Annotated in this window: 13 protein-coding genes; 1 reads left to right on the top strand and 12 read right to left on the bottom strand. The window is 47.6% G+C overall.

The window, feature by feature from the left end:
- Positions 1-15 precede the first annotated feature (15 nt).
- Both icd and citZ read right to left on the bottom strand, forming a co-directional pair.
- Entirely contained in the window at positions 16-1308 is a 1293-nt protein-coding gene (gene icd / locus MHI52_RS10010; protein WP_036609828.1) for an NADP-dependent isocitrate dehydrogenase, read from the bottom strand.
- Between the two features lie 147 nt (positions 1309-1455).
- On the bottom strand, positions 1456-2568 hold the full coding sequence (gene citZ, locus MHI52_RS10005) for a citrate synthase (protein ID WP_017689488.1): 1113 nt from the start codon (positions 2566-2568) through the stop codon (positions 1456-1458).
- Between the two features lie 530 nt (positions 2569-3098).
- Here citZ and ytvI point away from each other — a divergent pair.
- Entirely contained in the window at positions 3099-4217 is a 1119-nt protein-coding gene (gene ytvI, locus MHI52_RS10000; protein ID WP_036609832.1) for a sporulation integral membrane protein YtvI, read from the top strand.
- A 101-nt stretch (positions 4218-4318) separates the two neighbouring features.
- Here ytvI and MHI52_RS09995 read toward each other — a convergent pair whose 3' ends face one another.
- The 10 genes from MHI52_RS09995 to MHI52_RS09950 all read right to left on the bottom strand — a co-directional run bounded on the left by MHI52_RS09995 (position 4319) and on the right by MHI52_RS09950 (position 16303).
- Positions 4319-4717: an FxsA family protein gene (locus MHI52_RS09995; RefSeq protein ID WP_036669966.1), complete on the bottom strand. Its 399-nt coding sequence runs from the start codon at positions 4715-4717 to the stop codon at positions 4319-4321.
- A gap of 7 nt (positions 4718-4724) precedes the next feature.
- Positions 4725-5261, bottom strand: coding sequence for a thioesterase family protein (locus tag MHI52_RS09990; protein WP_127544303.1), 537 nt, complete (start codon positions 5259-5261; stop codon positions 4725-4727).
- 101 nt (positions 5262-5362) lie between these two features.
- Positions 5363-6790: a pyruvate kinase gene (gene pyk, locus MHI52_RS09985; RefSeq protein ID WP_017689492.1), complete on the bottom strand. Its 1428-nt coding sequence runs from the start codon at positions 6788-6790 to the stop codon at positions 5363-5365.
- 104 nt (positions 6791-6894) lie between these two features.
- Entirely contained in the window at positions 6895-7926 is a 1032-nt protein-coding gene (locus MHI52_RS09980; protein WP_036609840.1) for an acetyl-CoA carboxylase carboxyltransferase subunit alpha, read from the bottom strand.
- Positions 7927-8820 carry an acetyl-CoA carboxylase, carboxyltransferase subunit beta gene (gene accD / locus MHI52_RS09975; RefSeq protein WP_036609844.1) on the bottom strand — a complete coding sequence of 298 codons (894 nt, stop codon included), beginning with the start codon at positions 8818-8820 and terminating at the stop codon, positions 7927-7929.
- Between the two features lie 405 nt (positions 8821-9225).
- Entirely contained in the window at positions 9226-9414 is a 189-nt protein-coding gene (locus MHI52_RS09970; RefSeq protein WP_017689496.1) for a hypothetical protein, read from the bottom strand.
- Positions 9415-9698: 284 nt separating this feature from the next.
- Positions 9699-10190, bottom strand: a complete 492-nt coding sequence (locus MHI52_RS09965) for a phosphatidylglycerophosphatase A (RefSeq protein WP_036609851.1) — start codon at positions 10188-10190, stop codon at positions 9699-9701.
- Between the two features lie 309 nt (positions 10191-10499).
- Positions 10500-14636, bottom strand: coding sequence for a DNA polymerase III subunit alpha (locus tag MHI52_RS09960; protein WP_405158949.1), 4137 nt, complete (start codon positions 14634-14636; stop codon positions 10500-10502).
- Positions 14637-14799: 163 nt separating this feature from the next.
- On the bottom strand, positions 14800-15384 hold the full coding sequence (locus MHI52_RS09955) for a nitroreductase (RefSeq protein ID WP_076252315.1): 585 nt from the start codon (positions 15382-15384) through the stop codon (positions 14800-14802).
- 1 nt (position 15385) lies between these two features.
- Positions 15386-16303 (bottom strand): iron-siderophore ABC transporter substrate-binding protein, encoded by a 918-nt coding sequence (locus MHI52_RS09950; protein WP_405158948.1) that lies wholly within the window; start codon positions 16301-16303, stop codon positions 15386-15388.
- Between the last annotated feature and the right edge of the window lie 29 nt (positions 16304-16332).

Below are 16332 nucleotides of genomic sequence, written 5' to 3'. Positions count from 1 at the left end.
GATTCACATCTCCCCTTACAGGTTTTTAATGATTTGATCCGCGAATTCAGAACATTTCACTTCAGTAGCGCCGTCCATCAGACGTGCAAAGTCATACGTTACTGTTTTATTGTTAATGGATGTTTCCATACCTTTGTAGATCAGGTTAGCTGCTTCTTGCCATCCCAAGTGCTCAAGCAACATTACTCCGGACAGAATAACGGAACCAGGGTTCACGACATCTTTGTCCGCGTATTTAGGTGCAGTACCGTGAGTTGCTTCGAAGATAGCATGTCCTGTTACGTAGTTGATGTTCGCTCCAGGAGCGATACCAATTCCGCCAACTTGCGCTGCAAGTGCATCGGACAGATAGTCACCGTTCAGGTTCAATGTTGCGATAACATCAAATTCGCCTGGACGAGTCAATACTTGTTGCAGAGCGATATCGGCAATCGCATCTTTTACGATGATTTTACCAGCATCTTCAGCAGCTTTTTGTGCTGCATTCGCTGCATCTGTACCTTCGTTTTCTTTGATGATGTCGTATTGTGCCCATGTGAATACTTTGTCAGCGAACTCTTCTTCAGCCACTTCATATCCCCAGTTTTTGAAGGCACCTTCTGTGAATTTCATGATATTACCTTTGTGTACCAGTGTAACCGTCTTACGGTTATGGTCAATTGCATACTGCACTGCTGCACGTACCAGACGTTTCGAACCTTCGGAAGAAACTGGTTTGATACCAATACCGGAAGTCTCAGGGAAACGGATTTTGTTAGCACCCATTTCCTGTTGAAGGAACTGGATCACTTTTTTCACTTCTTCAGAACCTTCAGCATACTCGATTCCTGCATAGATATCTTCCGTATTCTCACGGAAAATGACCATGTCTACCAACTCAGGACGTTTAACCGGAGAAGGTACACCGTCGAAATAACGAACAGGACGCAAGCATGTGTACAGGTCAAGCTCTTGACGCAGGGCTACGTTCAGGGAACGGATACCGCCACCGATTGGCGTAGTCAATGGTCCTTTGATCGCTACGATATACTCGCGAATGGCTTCCAGTGTATCATTCGGCAACCACTCACCGTATGTATCGAATGCTTTTTGTCCAGCAAACACTTCATACCATGCGATTTTTTTGTTGCCATCATAAGCTTTTTCAACAGCTGCATCCAATACACGTTTGGAAGCTTTCCAGATATCACGGCCTGTACCGTCACCTTCGATAAATGGAATGATTGGATTACTAGGTACTTGAAGTGTACCGTTATCAATTTGGATTTTTTCGCCTTCAGTTGGGTGAGCAAATTTTTCTAATTTCATAGTTAAAATTCCTCCTAGGTTTCGTATATGCAGTATTCATCATACCACTAGTCTTGTTGAGAGAAGGGTCCTGAGAGCTTAAGCCAGTAAAGCCTCTGCTTTCCAACCCTTCACCTCGTCCATATTATTATACTGTTTTTGCGGCTATTAGCGAAGTTCAATAGAAACGTATTTCTGTTCTGTAGGACCAGTGTACTCCGCACGTGGACGAATGATGCGATTGTCCGCAAGCTGTTCCAAAATATGCGCAGTCCATCCAGACACCCGGCTGATGGCAAAGATCGGAGTGAATAATTCCTGTTCGATCTCCAGTTGGGTATATACAGAAGCAGAATAGAAGTCTACGTTAGGCTTCAGTCCTTTTTGTCCTGTTACCAGTTCCTCGATCTTCACAGACATATCATACAAACGCGTATCATTGTTCATCTCGCCAAGTTCCTTGGACATCTTCTGTAGATGTTTGGCGCGTGGATCACCGTTTTTGTACACCCGATGTCCAAAGCCCATGATTTTTTCACGATTATTCAGTTTTTCCTGAATTGCCGCTTCAAGACGATCTGGCGTACCGATCTCATTCAACATTTTCATAACGGCTTCATTAGCACCGCCATGCAGTGGTCCCTTCAGTGCGCCAATGGCGGAAGTTACACCGGAATAGATATCTGACAGCGTCGCAACCGTTACACGGGCTGCAAATGTCGACGCGTTTAACTCGTGATCCGCATGCAGGACAAGGGCTTGATCCAATGCTTTCACTGCGGTCTCGGATGGTTCTTCACCAGTCATCATATATAAAAAGTTCTCTGCGATGGAAGCGCCTTCTTTTGGAGCCACAGGTTCTTTGCCCTGACGGATACGGGCGATGGCTGCCACAATCGTTGGCAACTGTGCTTGCAACTTAACCGCTTTGTTCTCATTCGCTTCCGTTGTCATCTCATCCGCTTGCTCGTCGTACAGTGCAAGTGCAGAGACAGCGGAACGAAGTGCTGCCATGGTACTGACGTTTTTCGGATACAATTGGATTTGTGCAATCAACTCGCTCGGAATCGGCGCGTAATCGCTCAGGCTTTTACGAAGGGATTTCAGTTCATCCGTTGTTGGCAATTTACCGAACCACAACAAATAGGCAACTTCTTCAAAGCTGGCATGTTCAGCCAAATCGTCGATATCGTAACCACGGTATGTGAGCACACCGTCTACAATAGAACTGATCGAAGAGGTTGTCGCAACGATGCCTTCCAGACCTTTGGTAGCTGTCATATTACATCTCTCCTTTAATAAGCGAAATCAGGAACCATTCCAGAGTGTCATATAAGTGCCAAAATGCACCTATTCTCTTTTTGTAAACATTTTCATTTTAAAATTAACAAATATTTCAAACTACGGTTTTCCTATCTGTCAATCGGTATTTACTTATAACATCATACTGGATTTTGTCGTTTATGTGAACATGATGAGAGTTCATTCGCACATCAAACTTCTTTATCGGACTGATAAAGCATTTTTGAAAGCCTTTACAAAAACAAGGTTGACATTTAATGTTTTTTAACCAATCCTGTCGTATGAGAACTTTCTATTGCTATATTCTGTAATACTAAGGCATACTCTAGGCAAAAGAAAGAATCCCCATACATCTTGTTCAAAAATCCGCTTTTGAACAAGATCTGGTAACATCCCGGCGTTTCAAAACCTTGTAAATGCTCTATATTAATTAAGATAGCCATCTATTTTTAATACTGCTTCATGGATCATACATAGGTCGGCTTAATTGAAATAAGGAGAGTTGATGCTTGGATAGAATAATAATGAAACGCCTGCTCCGTGGCTTATGGGTTATCATTGCGGCCGTTCTGATCGCCGTTGCCATATACTTGCTGTTCCCGCTTTTGTACCCTTTTGCGATTGCTTGGATTATCGCCTATGCCATGAATCCTTTAGTGAAACTGCTTCAGCATCGAGCACGATTCCCGCGCTGGCTGGCTGTGACTCTTTCATTGATCCTTTATTTTGGAGCCATTGCGGTGGTGCTGTCTGCGGCGATTACCCGCATGGTAAAAGAAGTCATTTCACTTACGACAAGCTTTGATCTTCATGTTGATGAGATCAAGGACACGTTTGTGCGCTGGACCCAGAATGACACCATTCAAAGTTTGACTGCGCAGATCAATGAATTTTACAAGGAAAATCCCAACTACCAGGAAACCATCAACAGCAATATTAGTAAAACAACTGAAACGGTGGGTACAGCCGTCACAGATCTGGTCACCGGATTTTTCAACATGATTCTGAGTCTGCTGACTTCTCTGCCGAACATGGGCGCGGTATTAATCGTTGTTCTGTTGTCTACATTCTTCATTAGCAAAAGCTGGACCAGGCACAACATCACCGTATCGGGATGGGTACCCTCTTCCATTCGCAAGCCGATATCCGACATCTGGACCGACCTTAAGAAGGCACTGTTCGGATACGCAAGAGCACAATTGATCATGATCTCGATTACAGCACTATTCGTCATGATTGGACTGCTTATATTGCAAGTCAATTCAGCCTTCACCATCGCTCTGATGATTGGTTTGGTCGATCTGCTTCCTTATCTGGGTGTTGGCCTTATCATGGTGCCTTGGGCAGCGTACCTCTTTATGAATGGGGATCTGTATCTGGGTATTGGGATTAGTATTATCTATTTGATCTTATTGATCGCCCGTCAGATTATTGAACCGAAGGTACTTGCAAGCAGTGTAGGGCTCGACCCACTCGCCACGCTGGTTGGCATGTTTGTGGGTTTGAAGTTGTTTGGTGTTCTGGGCTTGATTATTGGCCCTGTCAGTCTCGTGATTCTCGATGCGTTCAATCGGGCTAACGTATTACGCGACCTCAGAACGTATATCATCAACGGACGTGTCCGATGAGGCATGACCTTATGAGCACGCAGGAAAAATAGAAAAAGGCTTCGTTCAACAGAAATCATCTGTTGAGCGGAGCCTTTTCATTATGCAAAACAACTGGTGTTTCATTTCGGACGACGATAAAACGTAATTTTGCCACTTTTCATTTTTTTCTCCAGCCACCCCAGGAAGAACAGACGGTACACCGGACGTGTTAATGGAAATACCAGTGTAAAGCCGATCAGATCCGTTACAAAGCCTGGAATCAAAAGCAAGAAACCACCGACAAAAATAAAAAGACCATCGACCATTTTTCTTCCTGGTACCTTGCCACGCTCCATCTCGGATTTGGCATCCACAAGTACTTTTCGCCCTTCAAACTGCAACATTGCTATACCAATCAAGGACGTGAGAATCATGAGAAGCAATGTCTTTCCGGCTCCGATCCAGTCACTCATCAGAACAAAACCAAATAATTCAATCACCGGAATGATTAAGAGTAAAGCCCACATCCATTTTCGCATTGACGTATTACCCCTTTCCCGAAAGCCACACCTTTTCAAGCGCGCTGTATAACTCAGAGGCTGCCTTATCCAGCCGAACTGGCTTCCAGTCCCCATTCACCCATACATGCTGGGTAGAACCTGTAACTAGCCGTTCACCGGGGAGTGATTCATCAGTTGACCATACCCGTTCTCCAATCGCCATATGCTCATCAGGTTCTTCAGACATGCGTCTTACGTCATACTCATAATTCAGTCGCAGACCACTAAATGCAGCAATACGGGTGAAAATGATAATCTCATCATCATATCGGGCAGGCTTGTGATACTTCACATCCAGTCCGGTTACGGGAATCAGTAACCCCTGTTCCTCCATTTTACGATATGTATACCCCATTTGGCGAATCATCTCAGTTCGACCGATTTCAAACCAATTCAAATAGTTCGCGTGGTAGACCACGCCCATCTGGTCACTTTCTTGATAGCGTACACGAAGACGTGCCGCATACCAGTTACCATTGCTCTGTTCTCGCACGTTATCGGCCTCCTTCGCTCTATCATTCATACGTGTTACATCGTTGTAAAGTGTCAATAAGATGGAAAAAAAGCAACGGGACAATAAAGCCCCATTGCTTCTTTCCTGTTGCTTCTCCATCCAAGACGCTATTAAGCGTTGTTTGGAATTTGGCTTACTTTAATCAGGTTGGTAGAACCGGAACGACCCAAAGGTACACCTGCTGTGATCACAACCAGGTCTCCTTCTTTAACAAGTCCGGATTTTACGCCGCCTTCAATTGCATTTTCGAACAAAGCATCCGTGGAATCAACCAGTCTTCCTTTGACAGGAGTTACACCCCAAGCCAGAGCCAAACGACGGGAAGTTCTATCTTCCGTTGTCACAGCAATGATTGGAGATTCTGGACGATACTTGGAAATCATGCGTGCAGTATGTCCTGATTCAGTCGAAGTAATGATCGCTTTTGCGTTCAAATCTTGAGCTTGAAGAGCAACCGATTGGCTGATTGCTTCTGTAACTGTTGTTTGTTGAGCAACACGTTGTTTCAGGTACAACTCTTGGTAAGGCAGAGCAGATTCTGCTTTTTCAGCAATACGGGACATGGTCAGAACAGATTCAACAGGGTATTTACCCGCAGCTGTCTCACCGGACAACATGATTGCGTCCGTACCGTCGAAGATCGCATTCGCCACGTCACTTGCTTCCGCACGTGTTGGACGCGGGTTACGCTGCATGGAATCCAGCATTTGTGTAGCTGTGATAACCGGTTTACCTGCAACGTTACATTTTTGGATCATGCGTTTTTGTACCAATGGTACTTCTTCCGCAGGAATCTCAACACCCAGGTCTCCACGAGCAACCATCAGGCCGTCAGACACTTCAAGGATTTCGTCGAGGTTATCGACACCTTGTTGGTTTTCGATTTTGGAGATGATTTGGATATGTCCAGCATTGTGTTTTTCAAGCAATTCACGAATCTCAAGTACGTCACTTGCTTTACGTACAAAAGAAGCCGCGATGAAATCGACACCTTGTTCGATACCAAATACGATATCGTTAGCGTCTTTTTCGGTGATACCCGGTAGAGAAATGGCAACGCCCGGAACGTTAACACCTTTTTTGCTTTTGATCGATCCGCCGTTAACGATACGGCATTTGATCTCGGTGCCTTGCACTTCCACCACAGTCAGTCCGATCAGACCGTCGTCGATCAGAATTGTAGATCCCGGTTCAACATCATTCGGAAGATCTGTATACGTAATGGAAAGACGTTCTTTGGTTCCCAGAATTTCTTCTGTTGTCAAAGTGATGTACTCGTCTTGAACCAATTCGATCGGTTCAACTTCGAGTTTACCTGTCCGAATTTCCGGTCCTTTGGTGTCCAGCAGGATCGCTACTGTTTTGTTCAATTCTTCGCATGCTTGGCGAATCGCAATGATCCGTCCGCCGTGCTCATCGAAATCACCGTGGGAGAAGTTCAGACGGGCCACATTCATACCGGCCATAATCAATTTTTTGGTGTTCTCCAGAGATTCACTGGATGGACCAATGGTACATACAATTTTCGTTTTACGCATTTTGGGTTTCCTCCGATTTTAAAGGTATTACTCTTTATCTATTTTCTTTTTCCAACTATTAAATTTACTATACTTTTGCTCATTTGTATAGGAAATTCGTCACATTATTCAGCATTTCCCGACAAATTACTCGCAACATCGACTTTTACAAGCTCTTGAGGGGCTTCAATGGATGCTTGAGGTTCAAACGTGACCGATCCAATTTTACGGAATTTCTCATAACGATCCTGTTTCAGTTGATCCCCGCTCCAACCCTTCATATCGTCGAGATGACGGACCAACGCTTCACTGATGAAAGCAGCAGACGCTTCATAATCCCGATGAGCACCGCCGCGTGGCTCAGGGACAATCTCTTCAATGACTTCCATCTCCAGCAGGTCTTTGGCTGTTATTTTCATTGCTTCAGCCGCCTGATCTGCCTTGGATGCATCCTTCCAGAGAATCGAAGCAGCGCCGTTCGGAGAGATTGCAGAATAGATCGCATGTTCCAGCATCAACACACGATTACCCACAGCCATAGCGAGGGCACCGCCGCTTCCACCTTCGCCGATGACCACAACAATAACAGGAACCGATAGCTTCGCCATTTCCATCAGGTTGCGAGCAATCGCTTCCGATTGACCTCTCTCTTCTGCAGTATTACCCGGATACGCCCCTTTAGTATCAATAAACGTAATAATAGGACGGCCAAATTTGTTCGCTTGTTTCATCAGACGCAGTCCTTTTCGGAAACCTTCTGGATGAGCGCTACCGAAAAAGCGGGCGATATTATCCTTCGTGTCTTTCCCCCGCTGTTGTCCGATTACCGTTACTGTCTTTCCATTCAACTTGGCAAGTCCGCCAACAACCGCAAGATCGTCTCCGAACATGCGATCACCGTGCAACTCAATGAAGTCCGTAAATATCAGTTGGATCAGGTCCAGCGCCGTTGGGCGCTGCTGATGACGGGCCAGATGCATCTTCTGAGCTGCTGTTATGCCAGTGTAGATCTCTTCTTCAAGTCTATGGTAACGTTCTTCCAGGCGGGCAATCTCGTCCGTGAAGTCGATCCCTTTTTCCTGTCCAAACTGTACGAGTTCATCAATCTTTTTGCGCATCTCAACCAGAGGCGCTTCATATGGCAACTCACCCGCCATTTAGACCCCTCCTTTTTCACTATGCATATCCAGAAGCTTGCCAAGAGTGGCCCGAAGCTCTTTCCGGTGCACAACCATGTCCAACTGACCATGTTGCATATTAAATTCAGCCGTCTGGAAATCATCAGGTAACTTCTGACGGATCGTCTGTTCGATAACGATTCTGCCGGCAAAACCAAATACAGCGCCAGGTTCGGCAATGTTAATATCGCCCAAGCTCGCAAAACTTGCCGAGACTCCACCTGTCGTTGGGTCCGTAATGACCGAAATGTACAGCCCGCCCTGTTCATCCAAACGGGATAAAGCTGCGCTTGTTTTAGCCATTTGCATGAGGCTAAGAATACTCTCTTGCATCCGGGCACCACCTGATGTTGAGAAAATAATCAATGGTAACCGTTTCTCTGTGGCATGCTCAATGGCACGGGTAATTTTCTCCCCTACAACAGAACCCATGCTGCCTGTGAAGAAATCAAAGCTCATGACAGCAACAACTACAGGCAGGCCATCAATGGTTCCTTCCCCTGTAATTACCGCTTCCTTCAGGCCCGATTTCAGACGCTGTTGTTCCAATTTGTTGCTATATCCAGGAAAGCCAAGTGGATCAACCGATATCATATCAGCATCAAACTCAACAAATCCTTGATCATCAAGTACCATAGCAATGCGCTCCATAGCGTTAAGACGCATATGGTAACCGCAGGCAGGACATACTTTCAGATTTTTCTCCAATTCCTTGCTATATTGAATGGTGCCGCATTTGCTGCACTTGTTCATAAGCCCTTCAGGTATTTCACGTTTTGGGCGTTCTAGGACTTCCTGGCCTTCGCCGGGAAGTGCACGCTCGGAAGGTATGGTAGCGTACTTCCGTTTCTTCTGGAATATATCTTTGAACACAACTACACCTCTCCAGCCGTTGATTTGATGGCCGCAACCTGCAGAGCGCTGCTTGTGGCAGCTTCATCCGCGTGTTACGGTAAACCGCTTACGACCCACACGCTGCCATGGGCCTTGTCCAGCATTCACAACAAAAAAATCCGCCGGTACAGGGCAAGGATCACCGGCTTCTGTCAGCACGATTGATGTTACCTGCAAAAACCGAAAGATTGTTGCGCCGATGTTTGAATCTATCTTGGTAGGGTCTCCGGGAGCAACCAGGTCGGTCCTTGTCCTAACAAAAAAAGAAGGAAGGACAGCAGCATACAATACATGCAAGTCGATTCCTCTCTCCGCTTACGCGATTAGTCCCTTATGTACCGATGGTACTTCTTCATCTGCCAAGGCACGTTGATGTCGAACAAATCAGGAATGCAGAATGGAATTCAACACTTCCTGGACCTCTTCCAATTCCCCAGAAGGGACGCGAATCTCAAATTGCTGCTTGGATAAACTGATGGGACGGGTCTGTACCAGAAAACCTTCTTCCGAAAGCTTGGTCTTGATCTTGTCCGCAACCTTTGCTGTCGGTGCAATGTAAATCACCGTCCACATGCCTTGTCCGCCCCCTAAGCTAATGTTCAGAGCCCGTATATTGGACTAATGATAACATACCTCACTTTTTTTCTGCAAGAAAGGGTTCGGGACCTTTGGGGAGAATTTGGGATCATGAGGGACATTAGTCCCCCACGAATAACTCATATGGTTGACGAAATCTTCTTGTTCATACCTCTTCCATAAGCAGCCGCAAGCTTATCAGGGCAGCGTCAGCCGCCCTTGAAGACCTTCATATGAGCCATTAGATTGACCATAACACACAAGCATGGGAATACAGGGGGTTAAAGGTCTGAGGGGTATTTTTTGGCTTTAATATTTTTGTGTGCAATCCGGGCAGAAGCCGCAGCAGCCACCCCTGCGACCAGATCATCCAAAAAGACATGAATGGCTGTTGTGTGTTCGTTCAAATCATGAATTACACCTATTTTTTCTTTATCCAGGTAACCAAAGCTGGTTAAACCAATCATACCATACACATGAGTAATGCCGAGGGCCAGAGTCTCGTCCACTCCATACAGGGATTCATCCGCTTCCATAATAGCCTGTAACGGTTGGGGCAAGAGTTTTTTCTCCGCAAGTTCGTCGAGAGCAATACCCGTATAGAGCGTATATTGCACCTCTCGTTTCTGCAGAACGGATTTCACGCTGGTTACACAGTCGTCCAAGGTCAGTTCGGGGTGGTACCCTTTTTGCAGACGGTATACAATTGCTGCGATTGCATCAATCCGTACACCCCGCCGGGCCAGCATGGCTTCTACGATTTCATATGACATATCTCGACCTCCCGCATCAATCCCCCGAGGACCACGAGGTCCTTCGGTGTTCTCAAGTGTATGCAACAACCTGTTAAAATGTTCATAAAATGTGCGGATGGTTAAGACCAGTCGCAGCCTAAACCTGTTTCAGGATTGTACATTCCGCTCTGGTCTGTAGCTGGCCTATAACAAGTCTGCAATTTGTTTGTTTAAACCCTGTCGTCAGGGAACCGAGCTCGCACCAAAATAATCAAAAAAAACCTGTTCAGCATTGAGCCAAACAGGTTTCATACTATGGATAAGTGCTATCACTTACGGGACAGCCTCTTATTTAATTTTGACCGTGCCTTCACCCAGCATTTTCTCCATCTCGGAGAACAAGGTTGGTGATGGCTTAATCCGGTAGGCATCACTCAGCGCAAGCAGCTTCTGCTGTTGCTCATAGAAGAGCACTGTCGCCACAGGTCCGGGATGCTCCTGAAGCAACTGCTTCAGACGTGCCAGAAGCTCAGGCTTCTCCGCATGCGGGGCAATCTTCACGAACACCCGCTGCTCCACAGCCCGCGGTTCACGGCTCTGCTCCGGGCTGCCTGCCGCCTCAGCGGCACCGCCAGGCCGGGAAGCCGCCGCCGTGGTTGCGCCCATACCCGCCGCATCGCTGCGCGTCGTTGCCGAGCCTTGGCTCCCGTTGCTACGCACAGCGGAAGCATCCCCGCCTGCGCTGCTGCGCTGCGCTTCGGCTCCTGCGCCCGCTGGTCGCCGCGGCGAAGCAGCCTGCGCCGGGCGCGAAGAGCTGCCGCTGCCGGGCTTGACGCGCCGGTCACGGCTGCGCAGCTGCTGCTCCAGTGCCGCCGGTGACAACGGCACCACTTCCTCAGCCAGCAGCTTAAACCCTTCGTCCTGCTGCTGCACTTTGGCACGCACGACGAGCAGTTCACCTTTCCCGACATGTTGCTGGCTACGCCGCCATACCTCGGGAAAGAGAACCACTTCACAGCGTTCAATCTGGTCTTCCAGCTCCATGAACGCCATAGCCTTGCCCTGTTTCGTCGTGATCGACTTCACAGACACAACCATACCCGCGGCGACGGTCATCGTGTCGTCTGCCGCCTCGGTCAGCTCCATGATCCGGTCAGCCCCACTCGATTCCAGCACATCTTCATAGTCATCCAGAGGATGCCCAGAGAGATACAAACCTAACAACTCTCGCTCTAGCTCCAGTTGCTGCCCTGAGGAATAAGGAGGAATTTCCGGATATTCAATCTCCCAGTTTGGCGTCTCAACAAAGTCGAACAATTGAATCTGCAGATCCTCACGTTCCTTGCGCCATTTCAACGCTGCTTCAACAGTCTCATCCAGCATCGCCAGCAATTGGGCACGGTGCCCAGGTAATGAGTCAAAAGCTCCGGCCTGGATCAGCGATTCAATCACACGTTTGTTGCATACACGCAAATCCACACGACGACAAAAATCGAGCAAACTGTCGAACGGTCTCTCCTGCCTTACGATCATAATGCTTTCCATTGCCTGGGTACCGACATTTTTCACAGCGGCCAGACCAAATCGTATTGCACCCGTTAATTTTTCCTCATCCGAATTATCATTAGACACTGCAACGTTCTTCTCCGCAGAAGAGAGTTCCCCTTGCTCCGCACGCGAAGAAGACGCTTCTTTCCCCTGGTCATTACCATTTTCCGTTGAAGCAGCCGTCACCAATCCCGGTTCCTTCCGGTTGTCGGATGCCTCAGGCATGGATGTTGTTGCCTGCCACTCATATCCGCCACTGTCTTCCGATCCAGGACCGGGATCATCCGGCAAAGGTGCTTCACCATATTCAGCTTGTCCCGAATCCCCATCATGCTCATGAACGCGATCTTCCCTGAAGGAACTCATGTTACCATTCGTGGCATGTTCTTCGGCAGGGCTTCCAGCGTCATTCTCTGCATCTGCTCCCGCAGTCTGCTGCGATGTATTGCTCTGATCCCCGGCTCCTGCGCTGCCGGACGGCACAAATACAGGTGTAAACAGAATACCGCTCTCATTCACATCCGGCGGAAGCACCTCCATGTCCATACGCCGACATTCCACTACGTACTCTGCCACTTTCCGATGACTGCCCATTACGGCTGTTAACATGGATGCCATAAAATGAACCGGATAATGCGCCTTCAGATAAGCCGTCTGGAACGCAAGCACACCATATGCCGCGGCATGAGCACGCGGGAAGCCATAGTTGGCAAACTTGACGATCATATCATAGACCAGATCTGCCTCTTCTTCGCTATACCCTTGTTTCAGGCTGCCTTGTACAAAGTGTCCACGCTCCAGATCCAGCACTTCCCGTTTCTTCTTGGAGACCGCTCTGCGGAGCAAATCTGCCTCACCCAGCGAGAAACCCGCCATCCGGGAGGCTATCTGCATGATCTGTTCCTGATACACGATGATCCCGTACGTATCTTTCAGGATAGGCTCCAGATCAACATGGGGGTAATCCACTTCAATCTGTCCATGCTTGCCCTGAATGTATTTGGATATGAACTCCATCGGACCCGGACGGTACAAGGCAAGTACAGAGATTACATCTTCAAAACTACTTGGCTTCATCTCTTTCAGCACACGGCGTACCCCGGCAGATTCCAGTTGGAATATGCCCATCGTGTCCCCTCGCCCAAGCATCTCGTACGTTAACGGATCATCATCGGGGATAAGGCGGAAATCCGGAATTTCTCCATGTTCCCCAATCCAGCGTACACACCGCTCAATGATTGAGAGGGTACGCAAACCAAGAAAGTCCATCTTAAGCAGCCCAATAGACTCCAGGTTTTCCATGGAATACTGGGTTAACGCTGTCCCTTCACTGCCCTCCTGAAGTGGCACCGCATCGGTCAGCGGGTCACGGGAGATAACCACTCCCGCAGCATGGGTCGAAGCATGACGTGGCATGCCCTCGACCTTCATCGCCATATCCAACAGCTCACGTGTCTTAGGCTTGGTTTCATACAGCGCCTTCAGCTCAGGTGTAGCTTCCATAGCCCGCTCGATGTTAATACCAAGTTGCGCCGGAATCAGCTTTGCAGCCTTGTCCACTTCGCCATAAGGCACATTCAGGGCCCGCCCAACATCACGTACGGCGGCACGGGCAGCCATCGTTCCAAACGTAATGATCTGGGCGACATGGGCTTTGCCATATTTATGCGCGACATAATCAATGACCTCATCCCGCCGCTCATCGCTGAAGTCAATATCAATATCCGGCATGGAGATCCGCTCGGGATTCAGGAATCGTTCGAAGAGCAGGTTGTATTTCATCGGATCAACATCGGTAATATGCAAAGTGTACGCTACCAGACTACCTGCCGAGGAGCCCCGGCCTGGTCCAGTAACAATGCCTTGTTTATGCGCATAGGCGATAAAATCCCAAACAATCAGGAAATAATCCGAGAATCCCATGCTGTCGATTATACCCAGCTCATACGCCAATCGTTGTTCGAGTTCGGATCGAAGCTCTGCATCTGTCCAACGTGTGGACTGGGCATAACGCTCCTTCATTCCTTCTTCGCACAGCTGACGCAGATACACCGAAGGGCTGAGTCCATCAGGAAGCGGTCTGTATTCCGGCAAAATCGATTTGCCGAATTCCAGCTTCAACTCACAGGAATCCGCAATGCGGACGGTGTTTGCCAGAGCTTCCGGTACATGAGGAAACAAACGAGCCATCTCTTCTTCACTTTTCAGATAGAGCTGATTGGTTCCAATTCGGAGCCGATTCTCATCATCCACGGTCTTGCCTGTTCCGATACAGATCAGTACATCCTGAAGCTCCGCGTCCTCTTCGGACAGATAATGTGCATCATTGGTGGCTACAAGCGGAATCTCCAGCTCGGCAGCCAGTTTGATCAACTGCGGATTTACCCTTTTTTGCTCCGACAGCCCGTGATCCTGAAGTTCCAGATAGAAGTCGTCACCAAAGATATTTTTGTAGCGTAACGCCGCACGTCTCGCCTCTTCTTCTCGTCCATGCAGTAAATGTTGTGGTACTTCACCACCAAGACACGCACTTAGACAGATAATGCCCTCGTGATGGGCAGCCAGACTTTCCATATCTACACGGGGTTTGTAATGAAAACCTTCGAGATGTCCAATCGAGCACAATTTCATCAGATTTCGGTAACCCGTCATATTTTTGGCTAGCAAAATCAAATGATGAATCGGTTGATCCTTGCGGCTTCCCCGCTCTTTGCGGGACCCTGCTGTCATGTATGCCTCGCACCCTATAATCGGCTTGATACCTCGTTCAACGCAGGCTTTATAAAAAGGAATTGCACCATACATCACGCCATGGTCGGTCAGCGCAAGTGTCGTCATTCCGAGATCTGCAGCCTTATTCACGAGATCCGGAATACGCGCAGCGCCGTCCAGCAAACTGTATTCGCTGTGAACGTGCAAATGCACAAAAGAACTCATGTTTTTTTCTTCCTTTCCCCACTAAAGACATTCCATTAAAAATCTATAAATAAAAGACGTATGCTAAACTTTGCAAAAACGTGTGACTGGGAACAAAAAAAAGAGAGGTAACAGATATATCATAATATCTGTACATCTCTTTTTACAAGTCTGTGTAACCTTCTTATCCCTCTTCATGACGAATCCAGGTAATGAGTTGCTCTGCCGGTTTTCTGCTTACAGGTCGTGAAACAGCATCTTCTCGAAGGTACCCAAGATGAAGTGTCCCCACCAACCGTTCGCCGGAATTCAGGCCTATTTTCGCGGCAAACGTATCCTCCCGGTTGTATTCGTTTGTTTTCCATACCAGTCCGATGCGTTCTTCCCAGGCGAGCAATTGCAAATTCTGAATCAGCCCAGCAGCTGCGAGCAAAGCCTCTTCATTTTTCCAACGATCCGTACCCTGTCGAACCACAACGCACACATGCACTGGCGTGTCTTCACAATAGTCCTTCGCTGCACTCTGCCCAAACTGTTCGAGTTCTTGTGGTGTATATGTCGATAGCACAGCATTGCTGAACATTTTACGACCCTCGTTCATAAAAACGATAAAGCGCCATGGTTCTTGTTTGGAATGATACGGAGCCCACACCGCAGCCTCAAGCAATTCAAGTAGCTTATCCTCAGATACGGGTCTGTTGCTGAATGACCGTACTGTTCTTCGCTCACGAATAACGCGCTCCACCGAATTAGATTGTGTATTCTTCATCTTAGTGATTTCTCTCCCTAATTACAGAAACAATATCCTCGACTGCATTCAAAGTAGCGACGGATGAGTACCCAAAGTTCATCCACTCCTTGTCCCCAACCAGATATACCTGATCTTCCTTGACTGCCTTCATTCCTTTCCAGATGTTACTTTCTTTCATTTCATCGTATAATTTCTGGGCATTCGTGTTGTCATCGCCACCATCAATTTGGAGAATGATGTGATCAGCCTGATATTCGGTAAGCAGTTCCAGCGAGACCGGCACACTCCCTTCATTTTTAGGATAGGCTGCTACCGTTTTCAATCCAAGCTCTTTATGAATCACCATACCTCTGTTGGACAGTTCACCCATAACATAGCTTTCTTTGGGCATGATTCTTAAGTAAATAAACGTCTCGTCTCCTACAAGAGCTTTTAGCTCATCGCGAGCAGTCGCAATTTTCTTATCATAATCCTGTATAGCCTGCTCCGCTTCCTTCTGCTTGCCCAGCGCCTCACCCATATCCTTCAATTCATCCCGCCAATTGTCCCTATCGGGAAGAAGAACTGTTTTGGCAATCTTGGCGTACTGGTCATATAATTTCTCATCCCGCCATTTCGGCGCGATAATGATATCCGGATCGGTTGCGAGAATGCCCTCCATGTTGGAACCATTACCTAACTTAGGCACGCTGTCGAATTTGCCTTCCAAATAATCCGGATAATCCGAATGATAGTTCTCTGCAGCCACAGGAGTCACACCAAGAACATACAAAAAATCAGGATATGTCACCGAAGTCGCAACCACGCGCTGTGCTTGTGTCTGAGGTTCGGTTCCCGCATTGGGTTCCGCCTTCTCTCCATTCGTCCACGCGCAAGCTGTAGCCAGTAGCAAGGTAAGGATCATTCCTAATCCAAACCATTTGTTCGAATGTTTCATCTGTTTATCCCCTTCGGTGTTTAAATAAT

The organism is Paenibacillus sp. FSL H8-0283, assembly GCF_045040675.1.
Taxonomy (GTDB): domain Bacteria; phylum Bacillota; class Bacilli; order Paenibacillales; family Paenibacillaceae; genus Paenibacillus; species Paenibacillus amylolyticus.
The sequence above is the reverse complement of the archived record's forward strand: the minus strand, read 5'-3'. Positions and strand labels throughout refer to the sequence as shown.